This is a genomic window from Telmatospirillum siberiense, assembly GCF_002845745.1.
Taxonomy (GTDB): Bacteria; Pseudomonadota; Alphaproteobacteria; order Rhodospirillales; family Magnetospirillaceae; genus Telmatospirillum; species Telmatospirillum siberiense.
Map to the genome: position 1 here is coordinate 1 of NZ_PIUM01000056.1, position 20,864 is coordinate 20,864.

Here is a 20,864-nt window from a genome sequence, read left to right on the forward strand (position 1 = left end):
CGGGGCGGCGATTACGATGGCGGCGAGCACCTCGGCGACGGTGGATGCCAATGGCTTCGACGATCAGCTGACCGTTTCGAGCAGCGATACGGTGACATTGACCGACAGCGGGGTAAACACCACCGTCACGGTTACCGGCGGCGGCGACAAGATCACCGCCAGCAATGTGGCGGTGGTCTACTCGGGTAGTGGCGCCAACAGTGCCGGCACGCTGACCGGAACCGGCGATCAGGTGACCATCAGCGGCGCCAGCCAGGTGGTGACCGTCAACGGCGCGCCGAATGGTGCGGTCGTGGTCAGCGGGACCAGCGATACGCTGACGGTCAATGCCGGCGGCGCGAGCGGCGCGGTCGTGGTCAGCGGCGTGAAGGACACCCTCAATGTCACCAATACGGCGGTGACGCTGGCATCGGGATCGTCCGGAACCAAGATCGTCGGGACGGGTGACACCATTTCGACCAGCGGTATCGGGGTCGATGTCACATTGAGCGGCGCGAATCTCAGTTTGAATGCCACCAGCAGTACCATTACCCTGACGGGAACCAGCACCTCGGCGGTGGTGACCGGTACGTCGAACGCCATTGTCGTCGCCGGGGCGAACGACACGCTGACGGCGGGAACCGGTACCATCACCCTGAGTGCGACCGGCGCGGTGGTGAGCACCACGGCAGCGACGGCGCTGACCCTGTCGAACAGTGTCGCGGCAACGCTCGATGCCGGCGGTTTCACCGATTCGATCACCTTGGGTGCCAGTGATAGCCTGACGCTGAGCAACAACACCGCGGGAACCGCGATTACGGCCACCGGCAGCGCCGATACGGTCACGGCGAGCAATGTCGCGGTGACGTTGTCGGCGAGTTCGTCCCGCATCGCCGTAACCGGAAACAACGATGCGGTGGTGCTGAGCGGCACCAGCGACGCGGTGACCTTATCGGGTTCGGCGGATACGGTGACCGCCAGTTTGTCGTCGGTCACCTTGACCGGTGCCGGCAGTTCGGCGGTGGTGAATGGAACTTCGGACGCCATCGTGGTGGCGGGGGCCAATGACACCCTGACTGCGGGAAGCGGGAGCATCGCGATCAACGCGACCGGGGCCGTGGTGACGACGACCGCGGCGACGGCGGTGAGTTTGGCGTCCAGTGTGGCGGCGACGGTCAACGCCGGCGGCTTCGCCGACGCGGTGACCCTGGTTGCCAGCGACACCTTGACGCTGACCAACAATGCCGCGGGCACGACGATCAAGGCGACCGGCAGTGGCGATGTGATTTCGGTCAGCAATGCCGCTCTGACCCTGAGCGGGGCCTCGGCGAGCACGACATTGACCGGTGCGGCCAACACCGTCAGCCTGACGGGCAGTTCTGCCAAGGTCGCGGTGACCGGCGCCGCCAATACGGTGGCGGTCAGCGGAACCGGCGACGCGGTGACACTGACGGGCACATCCGAAGTCGTTACGGCCAACTCGGCGGCGGTGACTCTTCTGGGGACCAGCAGTTCATTGTCGGTGACGGGTGCGTCGAACGCCGTCGTCGTCTCCGGTGTCAATGACACCTTGACGACGGGAAGTGGGACCATCGCCCTTAATGCGACCGGGGCGGTGGTGACCGCCACGGCGGCGGCAACCCTGACACTGGCGTCCAGCGTGGCGGCGACGGTTGATGCCGGCGGTTTCGCCGAGACCGTGACCTTGGGCGCCGGCGACAGGCTGACGCTGAGCAACAATGCGACGGGAACGGTGATCAAAGCCACCGGCGCCGGCGATGTGCTCTCCGCCAGCAACGCGGCGATTACCCTGTCGGCCAGTTCGGCGGCGGTGACCGTGACAGGATCCAGCGACACCGTGTCGGTGACGGGGACGGGCGATACGGTGACGCTGTCGGGGTCCGCCGATACGGTGAGCGCCAGCTCGACGGCGGTGACTCTTGCGGGAACCAGCAGTTCGGCGACGGTTACGGGAACCTCGGATGCCATTGTGGTTACGGGAAGCTATGACACGTTGACTGCCGGAAGCGGGACCATCGCGCTCAACGCGACGGGGGCGGTGGTGACCGACACCGCGGCGGCGAGCTTGACGCTGGCGAATAACGTCGTGGCCACCGTCAACGCCGGTGGGTTCGCCGACCAGGTGAGCCTGGGTTCGAACGATACCCTGACGCTGACGAACACAGCCGCCACCGGGACCAAGATCACCGTGAGCGGAGGGGGCGATATCATCGCTGCCAATAATGCCGCGGTGACGTTCAGTGGTAATGGCTCGGGGTCCGCGACCACGTTGACGGGAGGCAGCGATCAGGTGACGGTCAGCGGTACCAGCCAGCTCCTGACCATCAACGGCGCGCCAAGTGGTGCCGTGATGGTCAGCGGCTCAAACGATAGCGTATCGATCAATGCCGGCGGAGCAAGCGGCATCGTCGTGGTCAGCGGCAAGAGCGACAGCCTCAATGTGACCAACACGGCGGTCACGCTTTCCGCCAGCGCGGCCGCTTTGGCCGTGACCGGATCGGGCAACACGCTCACCGTGAGCGGGACCAGCGACACGGTGACACTGTCGGGGGCGTCGGAAACGGTAATGGCCAGTTCGACGACGTTGACCCTGGCCGGGACCGGCAGTTCGGCTGTGGTGACGGGCACTTCGGACACGATTGTCGTCTCTGGGGCGAACGATACGCTGACGGCCGGAAGTGGTACCATTACGATCAACGGGACCGCCGCCACGGTTTCCACCACTGCGGCGACCACCGTGACGATGGGCAACAGCGCGTCGGCGACTGTCAATGCCGGTGGGTACACCGACCCGGTGACCCTGGGGGCCAGCGATACTTTGACGTTGCTCAACAACGCCACCGGGACAGCGCTCACGGCGACCGGCGGCGGCGACGTGATCGCCGTCAGCAATGCGGTGGTGACGTTCGCCGGCAACGGCTCGGGCATCGCCGGTACGCTGAGCGGATCGAGCGATCAGGTGACGGTGAGCGGGACAAGTCAGGTGGTGATTGTCAATGGCGTGCCGGTTGGCGCCGTACTGGTCAGCGGGACCAGCGACACGGTGACGGTCAATGCCGGCGGCGCGGCTTACGGCTACGTGGTGACGGGAGCGCATGACACGCTCAATGCGACGAATACGCCGGTGACCTTGTCTGGGACATCGGCCAGCGCCGTCATCAACGGATCGAGCAATACCGTGACGGTGACGGGAACCAGCGACGCCGTGACGCTGTCGGGATCGTCGGAACTGGTGACCGCGACGTCGACGGCGGTCGTGCTGACGGGGACCAGCAGTTCGGCCGTGGTGACGGGGCATGCGGATACCATCACCGTAACCGGCGCGAACGATACGCTGACGGCGGGCGACGGCTCGATCGCGTTGTACGGCGTGGGCGCGGTGGTGACGGCGACGGCGGCGACGGCCGTGACATTGGGCGACGGCGTCGACGCCACGGTGGATGCCAACGGCTATCTGCTCCAGGTCACGATGAATAATAACGATACGCTGAATCTCGAGGGTGCGGCGGATTGGTCGTTTATTACGTCGACGGGGGGCGGCGATCTGATCAATGCGGCCTCGGCGAATGTCACCTTCAGCGGCAACGGCGGTTACGTCGCCAGCACGCTGAACGGCACGAACGATATCATCGCGGTGACCGGCAATAATGAGATCATCGTGGCCAATGGCACACCTTACGGCTCGGTTCTGGTCAGCGGGACCAACGATACGGTGACGATCAATGCCGGCGGGGCGAGCGGAACGTTGCAGGTTACCGGAACCCGGGATCTGGTCAATGTCGACGATACGGCGGTGACATTGCTGGCCACCACGTCGTCGGTCACCGTGGTCGGTTCGAGCGATACGGTGACGGTGCTCGGTACGGGCGATTCGGTCACGGTGTCGGGGACGGCCGATTCGGTGGCGGCGAGTGGGACGGCGGTAACCCTGACGGGCACCGGCAGTTCGGCGACGGTTACGGGAATCGACGCGATCGTCGTGACCGGGACGAACGACACGCTGACGGCGGGCGGCGGCACGATCGCCCTTGATGCGACGGGGGCGATGGTGACGACCACGGCGGTGACGGACGTGGCCCTGGCAGATGACATCGCAGCGACGCTCGATGCCGGTGGATTTGCCGATCGCGTGACCTTGGGCTCCAACGACAGCCTGACTTTGATCAATGCCGCGACGGGGGCCCAGGTCACCGTCGATGGTACCGGAGACACCCTGAGCGTTGACAATGTCCAGGTGACGTTGTCGGCCAGTTCGGCCAAGCTTGCCGTAACCGGATCGAGCGATACCGTCGTGGTGACCGGGACGAACGATACGGTGACGCTGTCCGGATCGTCGAACTCGCTGACCGGTAGTTCCACGTCCGTGACGCTGACCGGCGTCAGCAGTTCGGCCGTGGTGAGCGGCATTTCGGACGCGATCACCGTGACGGGGACGAACGACACGCTGACGGCGGGCGGCGGCACGATCGCCCTTGATGCGACGGGCGCGGTGGTAACGACTACGGCGGCGACCGCCGTGACGTTGGCGGATGGCGTTGCGGCGACGGTGGATGCCGACGGCTTCGCCGATCAGGTGACGCTGGGCTCCAATGACAGCCTGACGCTGACCGACGCGACGGCAAGCAATATTACGGTTGCCGGCAGCGGCGATGTGATAACGGCCGACAATGCGGTGATAACCTTGTCCGCGAGCTCGGCTGCGGTGACCGTTATCGGTTCCAATGACACGATTATTGTGACGGGAACGGATGACGTTGTGACGGTATCCGGATCTTCGGATACGCTGACAGCCAGTTCTTCGACCGTGACCTTGACGGGGGACGGCAGTTCCGCGGTGGTGAGCGGCAGCTCGAATGCGATCACCGTGACGGGGACGAACGACACGCTGACGGCGGGCGGCGGCACGATCACCCTCGACGGGACGGGGGCGGTGGTGACGACCACGGCGGCGGCGGCTCTGACGGTGGCGGATGGCGTGACAGCAACGGTGGTCGCCGCCAATGGCTCGGCCGATCAAGTGACATTGGGTTCTTACGACAGCTTGACGCTGACCAACGCTGTGGCCGGTACGGCTATTCTCGTCGCCGGTACCGGCGATTCTATCGTCGCCGATAATGTTGCGGTGACGTTGAGCGCCAGTTCGGCGTCCGCGACCGTGACAGGGATCAGCGATTCGATAGCGGTGAGCGGAATTAACGACGCTGTGACGGTGTCGGGGGCGTCGGACACGGTGACGGCCAATTCCGCGACGGTGACTTTGACGGGGGACAGCAGTTCCCTGGTGGTGAACGGTACCTCAAATGTGATCGCCGTGACCGGCGCGAACGACACCCTGACGGTCGGGAGCGGCACGGTCAGCCTCAACGGAACCGGGAGCATGGTGACGACCACGGCGTCGACGGCCTTGACGCTGGCGGATGGCGTGGCGGCAACGGTGAATGCCGACGGTTCCGCCGACCAGGTGACGCTGGGCTCCGGCGATAGCCTGACTCTGACCGGCGATACGACGGCGACCAACGTCACCGTCGCCGGCAGTGGGGACGCAATTGTCGCAGATATGACGGCGATGACGCTCAGCGCAAGTTCGGCGAGCGCGACCGTGACAGGGATCAGCGATTCGATAGCGGTGACGGGAGCGAGCAGTTCGGTGGTGGTTACCGGTGCGGCGAATGTGCTCTCCGCGACCGGGTCGAATGATACGCTGACGGCCATTGGAGATGCGAATACGCTGGAAGGCGGATCCGCTGCCACCACCCTGATCGGCGAGGGCAATCAGAATATTTACCTCGTCGGGTCCGGCGATACGACCATATCCAATACGTCGACGACCGGATCGGCTAGCGGAGAAATCGATCTGCAAGGAAGTACGTCAAGCAGCAACCTTTGGTTCGCCTTATCGGGGAATAATCTGGTGATCGACGTCATGGGAACGGATCAGCAAATAACGGTCACCGATTGGACCAGCGCGGGTAACGAAACCCAGGACATCGCGGCGGGGGGACAAAAAATAGATACTTCCGGTATCGGGACACTTATTCAGGCGATGGCGTCTTATTCGGAAAACAATGCAAGTTTCGATCCGACAACGGTGAGCCAAATTCCCACCGATAGCAGTGTGGCGATTGCTGTAAACCAGACTTGGCATTCTTGAGGCGGAGTCGGTCAACGCAATGCCAGCACGTAACGATATGCTTGCGGAAGGCGGGGTGGATACATCCGCCCCGCCTCAGGATTTTTCGGTCGGTGAAATTCTGGGACAGGTTGCCGGACTGATCCAGGCCAAGAAATATGACGAGGTCTTGGGCCTTATTCAGAACGCCATGACGAAGGATCCCACCAACGGGGATCTGATCAATGCGAAAGGATGCGTCTTTTCCGCCTTGGGCCGTCAGCGCGACGCCTTGAAATGTTATCGCGACGCCCTGGAGTTCAACGCGACCGGTTCCGGGCTCTGGAGCAACTTGGGAACGGCGTTCAAGCATCTGAAATATTTCAGCGCGGCGATCGCCTGTCATCGGCGGGCGATCGATCTTTCCGGCGAGGAGCCCTTTCTCCATCACAATCTCGGTCTATGTTATGCGGAGGCTGGTCAGCATGGCGAGGCGATCATGGCCTTCAACCGGGCGCTCGCTTTGCAGCCGACCTACCATCTCGCCCGCTGGGACCGGGCCCGCAGTTTTCTTTTTTTGGGAAATTATCGACAGGGCTGGGCCGATTATGAGGTCCGGCTGATCAGTGGCCAGATACCCAAGCGGCCGTTGCCCGGCCGCAAATGGTCGGGGGAGCCCTATCCCGGAGAACGGCTTGTCATCCTCACGGAGCAAGGGTTCGGCGATACTCTTTGGATTCTGCGCTATTTATCGACGGTGAAAGGGCTGGGCGGCGAACTTGTCATCGAATGCCAGCCGGCGCTTTGCGCATTTGTCGCGTCTCTCGGAATTGCGGATCAGGTCATTGCCCATGGCCAGCCTTTGCCGGATGCCGCATATCACTGTCACCAATGCAGTCTTCCCGGTCTTTTTACTCCGGATCTGTCTCGCCTCTCGACCCGGGCCTATCTCTCGCCGCCGACCGATCGAAAAGACAAATTCAAACCCCATTTCGAAAAAGCGGCCGGCCGGCTGAAAATAGGGATCGTTTGGTCCGGAAGCATGACCTTCGGCCGAAACGCCGACCGTGCTCTGCCTCTGGAACGGCTTCTGCTCGCCTTGGATTTTCCCGGCGTACAGCTTTACAGCCTGCAAAAGGGGCTGCCGGAACAAGAACTGGCATCTTTGCCCCAGGGAAGACGGCCCATTATCGATCTGGCCGCGGAGTTGAGCGATTTTGCCGATACCGCCGCCGCCGTCTCTGGTCTCGATTTGGTGATCATGACGGACAGCGCGGTTGCGCACCTCGCTGGCGGCTTAGGCATCCCCGTATGGGTTCTGCTTGGCTACTCGGCCCATTGGCTCTGGCTTCTCAATCGGACCGATTGTCCATGGTATCCCTCGACGCGGTTATTTCGTCCCCGTGTCGAGGGCGATTGGGACTATGTGCTCGACAATGTGGCCGCCGAACTTCTGAAACTCGTTCCCCCGCGCTAATCCGGCCTTGGCCTGTCGGGAAACTCAGGCTCCAAGGGCTATCGTTAATATTTTTTTAACGCGGTGCACGGACCGGCCTTTCGCGCGCGTGTAATCATCAAGTCAAGGTTTTCCCCTCCTGGTTTGATGAACGATACGCCGTGAGAGCTTTATGCCTGATCCTCGTCCGTTGTTCCTTTCGCAATATCGGCCAATCGCGAATGGGTCGTGCCGCAAAAGCGGGCGATCGGGCTACGGAAAAACACGCCTGGGCTCTTCGGACGCCGCCGATGGCAACACCGGCAATGCCTCCGTCATGATGAGCCGGGAGTAGGGTCCATGGACGCGACACTCTCGTCGGCCGTTTCGGCCCTCCTCGCGGAAAGCAGTGCATTATCAACGATTTCGAATAATCTGGCGAACTCGGAAACGACCGGCTACAAGGCCTCGTCGACGACATTCAGCAGCCTGTTGACCGAGACGTCGGGGACCACCACCTCCGGCGGCGTGACGGCCACGGCCAGGCAGAATGTGACGGCCCAGGGAACGATCACCAGTACCAGCGTCTCCACCGATCTGGCGATCAGCGGCGCCGGAATGTTCGCGGTAACCAGCAGCCTGACTGGCGGACAAACCTATTATACGCGGGATGGCGAGTTCGAGTCGGATTCGTCGGGCAATCTCTATCTGTACGGGACCAACTATTATCTGGAAGGCTATTCTGTCGTCGATGGTGTGACGTCTTCGACGCTCTCGGTGGTGAACATCGACAGCCAGGAGATCTCCGAGCCGAAGGCGACGACGACTTATTCCCTGTCGGCCAATTTTCCGGCGACGGCGCAGGACGAATTGGGAACGTTGAGCTACACCAACTCGTCGGGCACCACGGAGGATTTGTCCGCCACCTATGTGGAGATTTCGACCGACAGCACCGCGGGAACCACCACCTATGATGTGGCCATCGACGCCGCGAGCGGAACGACGATCAGCGACGCCTCCGGTTCGGGCAGTCAGTTGTTGTATTCGGTGACGGTCGATTCGAGCGGGTCGATCGTGAGCTGCTACAGCCTGACGAGCGGCGATACATACTCGGGCACGACATTGCCGGACATCACGCCAAGCGATTCCTCGTCGTCGGTGTCGCTGTCGAGCGATTATACCGACTGGTCGAGTTTCGCCACCGCCATCGGAACCGGCTTCAGCTCAAGTACCTCGATGACCGTCTATGACTCGCTGGGGACCGCCGAATCCGTCACCGTCACCTGGACGGCGCTCGGCGACAATACCTGGCTGATGACGTTGAAATCGGCGGATGGAGAAACACTGACCGATTCCAACGGCTCGTCGGTCAGTTCCTACTCCTATGAAGTGAGCTTCAATTCCGACGGCACATATGCCGGCGTTACGTCATTGGCGACAGGGGAAACGTCGGCATCGGGAACGGCTGGTTCGGCACCCGTTTCCAGCCTGGGAGAGGCTGAAATTTCCGCCATATGGTCCGACGGTTCCTCGGCATCCACCGGGACGGCGGCCGTGACGATCGATTTGGGCACCGTCGGCGGAGCGGATGGCGTGTCGCAATATTCGTCTTCCTCATCGACGGCGGTGTCGATCACGGTGAACAGTTACTCGCAGGACGGCTATGCCGAAGGCACGTTGTCGAGCGTTGCCGTCGACAGCTCGGGCGATGTCGTCGCCAGTTACTCGAATGGCAAGAGCGCGACAATCTATGTCGTTCCCGTGGTGACGTTCGCCAACGAAAACGGCCTGACCGAGCTTTCCGATGGAGTCTACGAGGCGTCGACCTCATCCGGGTCGGCGGTCTACAACGTCGCCGGTACCGGCAGCGCGGGAACCATCGAAGGCGGCGCCTTGGAATCGTCGACCGTCAGCACCACGACGGAGTTCGCCGACATGATCGTCACGCAGCAGGCCTATTCGGCCGCGGCGCAGGTGATCAGCACCTCCAGGGAGATGTTCACGTCGTTGATGCAGGCCATTGCCTGATCCAATTCAGGCCGGCCCACCGGAAAGACCCTTCTTCTTTTTTTCCCGTTCCGCCAGTGTCTGGTAGACCTCCGCCAGCTTTTCCGGGTTGGCCGTCCTGCGGCGGCTGAACAGAACATCGCCGTAGGCGGTCAGCATCGTTCGCAGCACCTCGATCGTCGCCGCCAGGGTCTTGTCGTCCATTTCCTCGGCCAGCCTCCGGGCCTTGCGATAGTCACGCGTCTCGTAGCGAGATGGCTTGCGGTTGCTCATGCCCGTTCCTTCCGATGGTACTGGGCAGGCTACACGGATGGACGGCTCGGCCAAACCGGAAAATCCATTGCGCGGGGACCGTCTGCCGGGGGCCGGATGGGAGAAGGCGGTCATCCCGTCGATGGGCCTGCTTTCGCCATCACAAGCGATCTTATCCGCTCGGCATCTTGCGGCGTCGTCGGATTGTAGACGACCATACCGAGATCCGGCCTGCCGTCCACCGAGAATGCCGAATATTCGAATGTGATCGGCCCGAGGATCGGATGCTTCAGATGTTTGACGCCTTCTCCAAAGCTGCGGACGTCGTTGTCGCGCCACAATGCCTCGAACTCGGGACTTAGCCGGCAAAGTTCGTCCACAAGAGCGTTGATTTCCGATACGGCCCCCGCGCGCGCGGCATCCGCCCTGAAAGCGCCGACCACGAAACGGGCCACGCCTTCCCAGTCATGTTGGGCGGCCCGCACGCGGGGATCGCCGAAGACCATGCGCAGGATGTTGCGTTGGCTTGGCGGGAGCGATCCATAGTCGGTCAACACGACGGACGCCGCGCGGTTCCAGGCGACAACATCCCATGTGGCGGTTCGCACCAGGGCCGGACTTGTCTCCAGCGCATCCAGCACCCGCTGCAGCCGCGGCGTGATGGCGTCGGCCGCCCGGTATCGAACTTCCGGTGAGCGGCCGAGGCCGAGCAGATAAAGGTGCTCGCGCTCGACATCCGTCAGCATCAGGGCGCGAGCGATCCGGTCAAGGACATCCGCGGACGGCGCGCCGCCTCGCCCCTGTTCGAGCCAAGTGTACCAGGTCGGGCTGATGTTTGCGCGCTGCGCGACCTCCTCCCGGCGAAGGCCCGGCGTGCGCCGGCGTGTTCCGGAAAAGCCCAGGGCGGCCGGATCGAGCTTGGTGCGGCGATCCTTCAAAAAGGTTCCGAGCCGGTTCTCGTTCGTCGTGGATCCGCCCATCCAGTTAGCCATTATACCCTTATAATATCACTACTTTACCAGGATAGAACGGAAGTGGACATTTTACTCCAAGCAAATTTGGAGGTTTTCCCCATGCGTGTTTTTGTCACGGGCGCGACCGGATTCATCGGTTCCGCCGTCGTCCGGGAGTTGATTGCGGCAGGTCACCGGGTGCTCGGCCTTACCCGCTCGGATAAAGGCGCGGCGGCGCTTGTCGCTGCCGGCGCCGAGGTCCATCGCGGCTCGATCGATGATCCGGACAGTCTCAGAAGCGGCGCCGACGCGGCTGACGGGGTCATCCACCTGGCCTTCAACCATGACTTTTCGAAATGGGCGGCGAATTGCGAGGCGGACAGGCACGTCATTCAAGCGCTCGGCTCCGCACTGGTTGGCTCCGACCGCCCCTTGATCATCACCTCCGGGACGGGAATTGCCCTCACGCCGGGCCGCCTCACGACCGAGGATGACGCGCCGAACTCTCCGATTCCCCGTGTGGCTTCGGAAGAGGCGGCCGCCTCCGTGGAGGCCCGGGGCGTGCGCGTTTCGGTGGTGCGCCTGCCGCAAGTCCACGACCCGGTCAAACAGGGCCTCATCACCTATCTGATCGCCGTGGCCCGCGAGAAGGGAGTCTCGGCCTATGCCGGCGACGGGCTCAACCGATGGCCGGCGGTGCATCGGCTTGACGCCGCCCATCTCTACAGGCTGGTGCTGGAGAAGGGGTCGGCGGGAGCCCGTTATCATGCCGTCGCGGAAGAAGGCGTACCGCTTCGGGAGATCGCCGAGGCCATCGGCCGGGGCCTGAAGGTGCCGGTCGTCTCCAAGTCCGCCGAGGAGGCCGGCGGGCACTTCGGCTGGCTAGGGGTGTTCGTCGGCGCCGACGCCCCGGCCTCCAGCGCGCTGACGCAGGCTCGGCTGGGATGGCACCCATCGGGACCGGGGCTGATTTCCGATCTCGCCGAAGCCCGCTATTCCGAATCCTGAGCGGGGGGATCCATTCCGTATCGAGACATGTGCCCGGCAATCATGTCGGCGGTTCAGCCTCCGGCTCGACCGGCTGAGCCAGTTCGCCGAGGTGGGCGCGCATCCAGAGAACTTCCTCCGAGGCCGTTCGTCCGAAATGCCGTTTGAACTCCCGGCTGAACTGGGATGTGCTGACATAGCCGACGGCGGCGGCGGCCGTAGCAACCGAACAGCCGTCTCTCGCCATGAGAAGGCGCGCCTCATGCAGGCGAATTGACTTGATATAGTTGAGCGGTGTCGTGCCGATCAGGTCTCGGAACCGGCTGTGAAACGAGGGGACGCTCATTCCCGCTTCCGCCGCCAACACGGCGATGGCGATCTGATGACGGTAGTAGCGTCTGATATGGGCGAGGCTGCGCCCGATGCCTCCACTGCCTCCCGCCTGGCGAAGCGCCGCGATCAGTTCCGCCCTCTGTGCGCCGGTGAGGACGCGGAAGTGAAGTTCGCGGAGCAACTGTTGGCCGAGAGCCGCGGTCTCCAACGGGTCGGCAAGCGCGGTGAGCAGTCGTGACAAAGTTCCTCTCACCCCGGGTTCCATGGGCGAGGATATCAGGCTGCGCGCCATGTCCCGTGGTCGCCCATGGCGGGGCGGCATGAGTTCGATCAGCTCGGCGGCGATGCTCAGGTCGAAATCCATATAGACGGCAAGCAGCGGCGCTTCGGGGCTGGCCCGCGATTCCATCCTGAACGGCACGGGAACGGACACCGCCAGATAATGCTGGGCGTCATACACGAAGCTCTCCTTGCCGAGAAAGCCGCGCTTGGCGCCCTGAAGGACGAAGACCGCTCCGGGCCGGTAAAGCACCGGGACGTCGTTGAGATCGGTGCTGGACCGCAGCAGCCTCAATCCCGGCAACGACGTCGCGGTATAGCCCTCGCTCACCGCGATCCGTCCGGCCAACAAGACCAGCTCGTCCAGGTCATTCATAGGATCAGGCATCAAAAAGACAGTATCTGGTCTATGGAAGATGATAATCGGATGCTATCAAGCATATCAGGCAAAATCGAGCGGCATCGGAAGGAGAAAGGGATGAGCAGCGGAAAGGTTTTTTTCATCACCGGCGCCAGTTCCGGCTTCGGACGCGCCATCGCGATGGCGGCGGCCGATGCGGGGCATACGGTCATCGGAACGGTGCGGAGCGGCGCGGCCGGCGATGAAATCGAAGCGGCGGCGACCGGCCGCATTCATGCGGTCACTCTCGACGTCACTGATATGGACGCCATTCCGGCCGTCGTGGGGACCGTCGAGGCGGCATTCGGGCCGGTCGACGTGCTCATCAACAACGCCGGCTACGGCCACGAAGGCATCCTGGAGGAATCGCCGCTTGAGGAAATGCGTCGCCAGTTCGAGGTCAACGTCTTCGGCGCGGTCGCGGTGGCCAAATCCTTTTTACCGAAGTTCCGTGAGCGGCGGCGCGGTTTCATCGTCAATGTCACTTCGATGGGCGGTCTGATCACCATGCCCGGCATCGCCTATTACTGCGGCAGCAAATTCGCCCTCCAGGGCATTTCCGAGGTTATGCGCGCGGAGATGGCGCCGTTCGGCGTTCATGTGACGGCCCTTTGTCCCGGCTCCTTCCGCACCGACTGGGCGGGGCGTTCGATGGTACGGAGCGAGCGCGGCATTGCCGACTATGACGACCTCTTCGATCCGATCCGCAAGGCGCGCCTGGAGAAGAGCGGCAGGCAGCTGGGTGATCCCGCGAAGCTGGCCCGCGCGGTCTTGACACTGATCGAAAGCGGCAATCCGCCGCCGCAGCTCCTGATGGGCAGCGACGCGTTGGCGCTGGTACGCGACAAACTCGCCCGCTTGACGCAAGAGATCGATACCTGGGAGCAACTCACCGTTTCCACCGACGGCTGACCGGCCGGGCAAATGCTCGTCCCCGATGGGCTGCCGATGGAAAGAGTGGTTTTACCAAATCTCTCGTCGAACACGCCGCCGAGGAGCCAAGGAACATTCACATGGTCGAATTGGCGTGAATGGTATAGGCCACATCCAGATACCGTCGAGGACATCATCCGTCGCTCGACCTTGGAATAGGGCGAACATGGACCCGTTCAAACCATATGAACCAAAACTCAGAAGCGCGCCCGTCAAGATGACGGCCTCCGACGCCGAGGTCGTCGCATTGCGGGCCGTGGCATGGATCTTCGCCGACGACGTCTTGCGGGACCGCTTCGTGGCGCTGACCGGATGCGGCTCCGACGAGGTGCGGCTCCGCCTTGCCCAGCCGGCGTTCCTGGGGGCCGTGCTGGATTTCCTGCTCGGAAACGATGCCGACGTCATCGCCTTCGCCGAGCACGCCGGCCTGGCGCCGGAAACCATGCCGCTGGCCCGGTCGATGCTGCCCTAGTTGCTTGAACTGCCGGAACATTGACAAACTTTGCCAATCTCCATAACTTAGGCGGTGCTCGGCAACGGGAGAAAGCAAATGGCCACAATGAATATCAGCCTTCCAGACGAACTGGTCGATTTCGTGGAAGGCGAGGTTGACAGCGGCGGCTACACCTCTTCGAGTGAGGTGGTTCGTGAAGCAATTCGTCTGCTGCAACACGACAAGGATCTTGAGGCCGAAAAACGAGCTGTCTTGAAACGTGAAGTCGGTCTCGGGCTTGCCGACGCAGCCGCAGGACGCTTCTCCGATAAGACCGTGTTTGAACTTGCTGATGAAGTCAGGCGGGAACATCGTCGCTGATGGCATACGAACTGACAGAACTTGCCGAACGCGATATCAAAGGGATTTTGCGCGAAACCGACAGGATGTTCGGCGACCATCAACTCATCGTCTATGCGAATATCATCGATTTGGGTCTGGCCATGGTCGGGGACGATCCCGAGCGAGGCGGCTCCATCGATCGTCCTGAACTTGGGCCGGGAATCCGATTCTTCCACCTGGAACACGCTGCGGGAAGAAATGGCGGCGCGGCTCATTGTCTTTATTTCACAACAGGCGCAATGCGTACAGGCGTGACAGGCACCATTATCCTGCGTGTCCTATGGGAAGGGATGGAGCCTCGCCACAAAGTGATCAGATCGTTCAAGAGGCACGCAAAAACGATTGCGGAACAACTCTCTGCCGAGACATCCAAAGAAGACGAGCCGTCTGACTCGCCCAGATAGGCGTTGAGGTACTTCTGCCGGAAACCATGGAATACCGTATCGTCCAGCGTCCGGAAGAGATGGTCGTCTCACCGTTTTCCTCTTGGGTGGGCGTCACATCGACTGACGACAGGAAGCTTAACGGTCCGACGAGCGAGGATCTCGTTACGGTCAAGAACTTTGTCGCTGACATCGACCGCCAGCTTCTCGTCTTCGAACGGCGCCTAATTGATCGAATCGCTCCTGACGCATAGTCGCTTTCGATGTAGGGGAGCCTTTTCTCGACATTACCAAACCTACCTATCCCCCAAAAAAACCAAATTTGGAAATTTCTCGCAATGAGCGTGTTCGTCAAAAGTTACCAGTGAGGATATCAATCGCCCGACGCACATCATGGTGCCGGTCTAGCGCATTGGCCACGACCGGTCCGATCTCCGAAATCGAGATGCCTGCCAATTCCGGTGTTACCATCACAACATGATGCCCTTCGACCGTGAATTCGGGCATCAAGCCCCCTTTGATGATCGGAGAAACAGCTTCCAGTTTCATCAAAGGGACGACGACTCGCGTGCTATGCACCTGGACGTAATCACCCTGAACGATGATCAGATACGGCGTGTTGCCAGGAGACGGGTTGGACGGATTGAGGCAGATATCGAGAAATTGCATTAAAACCGCCGTTTTCCAGCGCTAAACACGCCGTTGGACTCAATGCGTTTGTCATATGCGGCAAACGCTTCCTGGTTATCTTCTTGCCATTTGGCAATCCGAGCTGCCTTCACCGCTGTCTCCAATGCCGCGTCAAAGACACCCGAGAGGTTGATATTGAGGGCCTTAGCCTCGGAGACGAGATCGCTTCTGGCCTTGACGTTCACGGGACGTTTTTGGGAATGATTCATATGGCGCTCCATATTAGGCGCACCTAATATGCGCCTAATATAGGCATACATCAAGTGCGCTACGCCTAGGTCACGGACAGGCAATAACCCTCCGCGAAGGGCATCAAGGGCGATGATCGCGCCGCGTCGCTCGAAACGCCAGAACCCTCAATGGTTGTGGATAGATTCGAGGATTTCAGCCGTTCTGTTGTCTTTGGGGGATAGGTGGGTTACCAAATGCCGAGTTCTGAATCTTGTCCTTCCTCAACTACCTCCCTTGCCTATCCGGTTAAGACAGACAGCCACTACATATAGGGAGGAAGATTGTCCGAGCCGATGAATACAAATCGGCCTGAGATTACCCAATACGGGCATAGCCGGCCCGTCGATGATCCAAGACAACAGACATTCAACGAAGTTCCGCATGGACCGCACGGCGCCCAAGTAGGTCGTTCCACCTCGTTCGCCGCCTTCCGGAAAGCGGACATCAATTTGGTGCAAGCGGGGAGCTGAGATTGCAGTCTATCCAGAAGGTCGGCTTTGGAGCGTCACGGTGTCGATGGCGGACAAATCCTCAGGTCATTCGTCCTCGACCATGTCCCAATGAGGTGAGACAAATACTGAGAACCGTAGGCATCGTGGGGGCAAGTCATGGAGGGGAGCGGGGTGCAGATTCCGGAGACGATCATCAGGGACAGATTGGCCGCCGATTTGTCGATGCTGGAGCCTGGTCTCACCCTAGTCGCGACGGAGTTTCAGCTCTCGAACCCAGACGGGGCAGGCGGCCGCATCGACGTCCTCGCTCGGGACGAGTTCAAGAACTTCGTCATCATCGAGATCAAGCGGAGCGACGCCGCCGCGCGGCAGGCCCTGCACGAGGTCATCAAATACGCGTCCATCCTCATGCGCGATCAGGGCATCAAGCCGACCCATCTGCGCGTCATCATCGTCTCGACGGACTGGCACGAACTGAGGAAGCCCTTCTCCGAGTATCTTGAGAGGCCAGTGTGCCACACCACTGGCTACAAGATCAGGGTCGATCCGACCGGAAAGATCACCCATTCCGAGCGATTGAAGCCGCTCGCACTGGCGGCCCCGATCGAATTCTCTCCAACCCAAATGATCTATCTCTATGAAAGCCCGACGGTTCGGGAATATGCGCTCCCGCGCGCCTATGACGCGATGAACGCGGTTGGCGCCTCTGATCATGTGCTCATTCGGTGCAACTATCAGGGATCGAATCCACAGATCATCTTTCCCTATGGCATCTATATGGTAATAGCGACCCAGCCGGTCATCGACGATGATGACGACGATCATTTCTGGGGCACCGCAGAAGACCGGCTCTGGCAGAAGTTCACAAAGCTCGAAGTTCCCCGAGATACCGCAGAAAGCGGCGGTCGCGACTGTCTAGCGCAGATGCTGCAGTCGGGCTGGCGCGTGGAAGTTGCTGCGCGCTCGGGGCGGTTCGAGAAGAGCAAGGGGATCCTGACCGACGACGACCTCCTCGACAGCCTCGTCAACTTCGACGACGCCAGCCAGTTCTGGATGTGCGCCCAGGCGACACCGCGCTTCGACGAGCAATGGACTGAGTTCCGCCGCCATCTTGATGCCATTTTGGCGGGCAACGCCCTGTGGCGCGGTGTTGCGGCGCGGCTGCTCGACGAGATCGCGGCGCGCGATCCCGAAGCGAAAATCTCGGTCAATGTCTACAATCTCGCTGACACCGCCCAGATGCTCGACGGGCTCGTGCGAAATCCGATGCATTCCGGCCACCTAATCCGATTTGGTTCCGGCCACTGATTCCGGCCCCAATCCGGCCACCCATTCCGATTTGATTCCGGCCATCGATTCCGATCGCATTCCGGCCACCCTTCTGGTTGTGGCGCGGCTCCCGATCAGGGATGAGCGTTTGCCCGGGAGGTCAGTATCAACCAAGCATCTGCGCTCCACCAAGGAGAGGCATGATGCCGAAGAAGAGGCTGACCATGAGGCAAATACGCGAATTGTTGAGACTGAAGTACGGCGACAGCAAACAGAGTGACCGGGCGATCGCCCTTCAGCTCGGTGTCGCTCGCAGCACCATCCAGGATTACCTGGCCCGCGTTGACAAGGCGGGGCTGACTTGGCCGCTGCCGGACGATCTTTCCGATGACGCGATCGAGCAGCGCCTGTTCGGGCGCCCCAACACCCAGACCGGGCTTCGGCGGCGTGTCGAACCGGATTGGGCGGCTCTGGCCCGCGAACTGAAGCGACCGGGCGTCACCCTCCAGATTCTGTGGGAGGAATACCGTGCGATCCACCCGGATGGCTATGGTTACAGTCGTTTCTGCGAACTCTACGGCGTGTTCGAGCGGAAGTTGTCGCCGACCATGCGTCAGCACCATGCGGCGGGCGACAAGGTGTTCGTCGATTATTCGGGCAAAAAGATCACCGTCATCGACCCGACCACCGGCGAGGTCAAAACGGCGGAACTGTTCGTCGCCGTGCTTGGGGCGTCGAATTATACCTATGCCGAAGCGACGTGGAGCCAGAAGCTGCCGGACTGGATCGGCGCCCATGTCCGCATGTTCGGGCATTTTGGCAAGGTCACCCGATTGATCATTCCGGACAATTTGAAATCAGGCGTCCACCGCCCGTCGTTCTACGATCCCGAGGCCAACCAGACCTACGGTCGGATGGCTGATCATTATGGTGTCGGCATCGTCCCGGCGCGTCCGTACAAGCCGCGCGACAAAGCCAAGGTCGAAGCCGGGGTCAGAGTGGCCCAGTTTTACATCCTGGGTCGTCTGCGCAACCTGACCTTCTTCTCGCTGATCGAATGCAACCAGGCTATCGCCCTGGCGATAGAGCGCCTCAACGGGAGCATCATGCGCAAACTGGGCGTCAGCCGTCGCGATCTCTTTCTTCAGCTTGAGATCCCGGCGATGAAGCCCTTGCCCGAGACGCCTTACGAATACACCGAATGGAAGCGGGCCAGGGTCAACCAGGACTACCATGTGGAGATCCTGGGTTTTTATTACTCGGTGCCTTATACCCTGCTCCGCGAAGAGGTCGAGGCCCGCATCACCGTCAACGCGGTCGAGTTGTTCCACCGCGGCAGCCGCGTCGCCGCCCATGTCCGCCTGTACGGCGCTGTTGGCCGCCATGTTACCCACGACGACCACATGCCGAGCAGCCATCGCTTCTACGCGGGATGGAGCGAGGCTCGCTTCCGGCGCGATGCCGCAGCCATCGGTCCCAACACCGAAGCGCTCGTCATCGCCGTGCTGGCCCGCCGCAAGCATCCCGAGCAGGGCTTCCGCTCCTGCCTCGGCATTCTGAAAAGACTGCGTGGCGTCGATCGCGATCGTGCCGAAGCGGCTTGCGCCCGCGCCGTGGAGATCGGCGCCCTCTCGTCGAAAAGCCTCGGCTCCATCCTCGACAACAACCTCGATCGCCAGACGAAGCGTCCGTCGGCTGCCGATCTTCCGCTGTTCCACACGAACATCCGTGGCGGCGGCTATTATCATTGAGGAGGACACATCCATGCTGACCCATCCCACCCTGGACATTCTCCACGCCCTCGGCTTGCACGGTTGTGCCAAGGGCTTCAAAGACCTCGAAGCCAATCCGGCGGTTGCATCGCTCAGCCATGCCGAATGGCTGGCGCTGGTCCTCGAACACGAGGTGACGCTCCGTCGCCAGAAACGCTTCGAGGCGCGGGCCGGACGCGCCAAGCTGCGCCAATCCGCCTGTGTTGAAGATGTCGATTATCGGGCCGTTCGTGGCCTCGATCGCAGCCTCTTTCTCAAGCTGGCGACCTGCCAATGGATCCGAGACCACCGCCATCTGATCCTCTGCGGCCCGACTGGCCTCGGAAAATCATGGTTGGCTTGTGCCCTCGGTCACAAGGCGTGCCGCGAGGACTTCTCCGTCCTCTATCATCGGGTGCCGCGCCTCTTCGCCGCCCTCGACCTGGCGCGTGGTGACGGTCGATACGCCAAGCTGCTGGCCAGCCTCGCTCGGATCGATCTGTTGATCCTCGACGACTGGGGCCCCCAGGTGATGAGCGCCGACCATCGCCGCGATCTGATGGAAATTGTCGAGGACCGTTACGGTCGCGGTTCCCTGCTGATCACCAGCCAGGTCCCGGTCGATCGTTGGCATGAAATCATCGGCGACCCCACCCTGGCTGACGCCATCCTCGACCGCATCGTTCATGCCGCCTACCGCATCGACCTCGACGGTGAATCCATGCGCAAGCGTCCGGACGAGCACGAACTGCCGTAACGTCGGGAGGAACAAGCGCTCGTCGCCGCTTTCCATGGATAGCCCGCTGGGAAGCGGAGACGAGCTCTCCCGATCAACACAACCCCCGCCTTCGCAGGGGCAGGCTCTTGACCTGAAACCCGTCATCATGAGATGACCGTCACTGACCTGCTGGGAAAGCGCCACCCCCTGGCCGACATCACGTCGGAACAGATGGCCGGAAACGGATCGGAATGGGTGGCCGGAATGCGATCGGAATCCCTGGCCGGATAAATCGGAATCCGCAGGCTCGCGCAAGACAGCTTCGCCTTCTGCCCTACGCTCGAGATCGTGAGCGCGGAGGCGGACGGCCTGCGCCTCTATATGTCCCGGCCGGTCTGGAACGGCCGCCCCACGACGTTAGACGCGAAGATCTTCTTCCGTATCGTCTATGGGGCAGCCGCGGGCTACATGTCGCTGCGCTATGGCGGAGAAGTGTTCGTTCGCGACGATCACGCGCGCGAAGCGCTCGGTCTCGAAACGCCGCTGCTCGAGCGCATTCAATACAATGATGGCACCACCTTAGTCTATGCCCTGGAACTCCAGGATGGCGAAATCGAACGATCGCCCTGGACCCCAGCGGACTCGCCCCATGGTATCGGAGAGTTCGTAATCGCGAACACTCATTTCTTTCGCACTTGGCGCGTCCAGGTCCCGCAGATGGGACTGTTTATCAAGGGCTAGTGCATTGACTCAAACAGAAGATACAACGGGCAGGCGCTGAAGTTTTGCAAGGATGACGTCGGCCGGCTTTGTCCAAACGAATGGCTTTGAATTTTTGTTGTGCTCG

17 protein-coding genes are annotated in these 20,864 nt (G+C 61.6%); 12 read left to right on the forward strand and 5 right to left on the reverse strand.

What is annotated here, in order from left to right:
- Positions 1-16: 16 nt before the first annotated feature.
- From CWS72_RS26450 to CWS72_RS26460, 3 genes are all read left to right on the forward strand, one after another.
- The gene (locus tag CWS72_RS26450) at positions 17-6,151 is read left to right on the forward strand and encodes a DUF3060 domain-containing protein (protein ID WP_158240835.1); all 6,135 of its coding nucleotides are present in this window, start codon (positions 17-19) and stop codon (positions 6,149-6,151) included.
- 55 nt (positions 6,152-6,206) lie between these two features.
- Positions 6,207-7,586, forward strand: a complete 1,380-nt coding sequence (locus CWS72_RS26455; RefSeq protein WP_241911906.1) for a tetratricopeptide repeat protein — start codon at positions 6,207-6,209, stop codon at positions 7,584-7,586.
- Positions 7,587-7,904: 318 nt separating this feature from the next.
- Complete coding sequence (locus tag CWS72_RS26460; protein ID WP_101253669.1) at positions 7,905-9,572, forward strand: flagellar hook-basal body complex protein; 1,668 nt, start codon at positions 7,905-7,907, stop codon at positions 9,570-9,572.
- Between the two features lie 6 nt (positions 9,573-9,578).
- Here the strand turns inward: CWS72_RS26460 and CWS72_RS26465 are convergent, their stop codons facing one another.
- Both CWS72_RS26465 and CWS72_RS26470 read right to left on the reverse strand, forming a co-directional pair.
- A complete protein-coding gene (locus CWS72_RS26465; RefSeq protein ID WP_101253670.1) occupies positions 9,579-9,824 on the reverse strand; it encodes a hypothetical protein in 246 nt (81 codons plus the stop codon).
- Positions 9,825-9,934: 110 nt separating this feature from the next.
- Positions 9,935-10,783, reverse strand: coding sequence for a helix-turn-helix transcriptional regulator (locus CWS72_RS26470; RefSeq protein WP_101253671.1), 849 nt, complete (start codon positions 10,781-10,783; stop codon positions 9,935-9,937).
- Between the two features lie 93 nt (positions 10,784-10,876).
- Between CWS72_RS26470 and CWS72_RS26475 the strand changes: the two genes are divergently transcribed.
- Positions 10,877-11,764, forward strand: coding sequence for an SDR family oxidoreductase (locus CWS72_RS26475; protein ID WP_101253672.1), 888 nt, complete (start codon positions 10,877-10,879; stop codon positions 11,762-11,764).
- Between the two features lie 40 nt (positions 11,765-11,804).
- Here the strand turns inward: CWS72_RS26475 and CWS72_RS26480 are convergent, their stop codons facing one another.
- Positions 11,805-12,743 (reverse strand): AraC family transcriptional regulator, encoded by a 939-nt coding sequence (locus CWS72_RS26480; protein ID WP_101253673.1) that lies wholly within the window; start codon positions 12,741-12,743, stop codon positions 11,805-11,807.
- Positions 12,744-12,833: 90 nt separating this feature from the next.
- Between CWS72_RS26480 and CWS72_RS26485 the strand changes: the two genes are divergently transcribed.
- The 4 genes from CWS72_RS26485 (at position 12,834) to CWS72_RS26500 (ending at position 14,927) form a co-directional block, all read left to right on the forward strand.
- Positions 12,834-13,667: an oxidoreductase gene (locus CWS72_RS26485; RefSeq protein WP_101253674.1), complete on the forward strand. Its 834-nt coding sequence runs from the start codon at positions 12,834-12,836 to the stop codon at positions 13,665-13,667.
- 238 nt (positions 13,668-13,905) lie between these two features.
- Entirely contained in the window at positions 13,906-14,160 is a 255-nt protein-coding gene (locus CWS72_RS26490) for a DUF3572 domain-containing protein (protein ID WP_241911907.1), read from the forward strand.
- Between the two features lie 78 nt (positions 14,161-14,238).
- Positions 14,239-14,502 (forward strand): type II toxin-antitoxin system ParD family antitoxin, encoded by a 264-nt coding sequence (locus tag CWS72_RS26495; RefSeq protein ID WP_101253682.1) that lies wholly within the window; start codon positions 14,239-14,241, stop codon positions 14,500-14,502.
- Positions 14,502-14,927 carry a type II toxin-antitoxin system RelE/ParE family toxin gene (locus tag CWS72_RS26500; RefSeq protein WP_101253676.1) on the forward strand — a complete coding sequence of 142 codons (426 nt, stop codon included), beginning with the start codon at positions 14,502-14,504 and terminating at the stop codon, positions 14,925-14,927. The genes CWS72_RS26495 and CWS72_RS26500 overlap by 1 nt, the downstream gene beginning before the upstream one ends.
- 330 nt (positions 14,928-15,257) lie before the next feature.
- On the opposite strand, the gene CWS72_RS26510 is transcribed toward CWS72_RS26500, so the two are convergent.
- Positions 15,258-15,575: a CcdB family protein gene (locus tag CWS72_RS26510; RefSeq protein WP_101253678.1), complete on the reverse strand. Its 318-nt coding sequence runs from the start codon at positions 15,573-15,575 to the stop codon at positions 15,258-15,260.
- The gene (locus CWS72_RS26515; protein WP_199176006.1) at positions 15,575-15,805 is read right to left on the reverse strand and encodes a type II toxin-antitoxin system CcdA family antitoxin; all 231 of its coding nucleotides are present in this window, start codon (positions 15,803-15,805) and stop codon (positions 15,575-15,577) included. The genes CWS72_RS26510 and CWS72_RS26515 overlap by 1 nt, the downstream gene beginning before the upstream one ends.
- 645 nt (positions 15,806-16,450) lie before the next feature.
- On the opposite strand from CWS72_RS26515, the gene CWS72_RS26520 reads away from it, so the two are divergent.
- The 4 genes from CWS72_RS26520 to CWS72_RS26535 all read left to right on the forward strand — a co-directional run bounded on the left by CWS72_RS26520 (position 16,451) and on the right by CWS72_RS26535 (position 20,758).
- On the forward strand, positions 16,451-17,587 hold the full coding sequence (locus tag CWS72_RS26520) for an endonuclease NucS domain-containing protein (protein WP_158240836.1): 1,137 nt from the start codon (positions 16,451-16,453) through the stop codon (positions 17,585-17,587).
- Between the two features lie 164 nt (positions 17,588-17,751).
- Positions 17,752-19,299: an IS21 family transposase gene (gene istA, locus CWS72_RS26525; protein ID WP_101253684.1), complete on the forward strand. Its 1,548-nt coding sequence runs from the start codon at positions 17,752-17,754 to the stop codon at positions 19,297-19,299.
- A gap of 13 nt (positions 19,300-19,312) precedes the next feature.
- Complete coding sequence (gene istB, locus CWS72_RS26530) at positions 19,313-20,056, forward strand: IS21-like element helper ATPase IstB (RefSeq protein WP_101253680.1); 744 nt, start codon at positions 19,313-19,315, stop codon at positions 20,054-20,056.
- A gap of 309 nt (positions 20,057-20,365) precedes the next feature.
- Positions 20,366-20,758, forward strand: a complete 393-nt coding sequence (locus CWS72_RS26535) for a hypothetical protein (protein WP_101253681.1) — start codon at positions 20,366-20,368, stop codon at positions 20,756-20,758.
- The last annotated feature ends 106 nt before the right edge of the window (positions 20,759-20,864 follow it).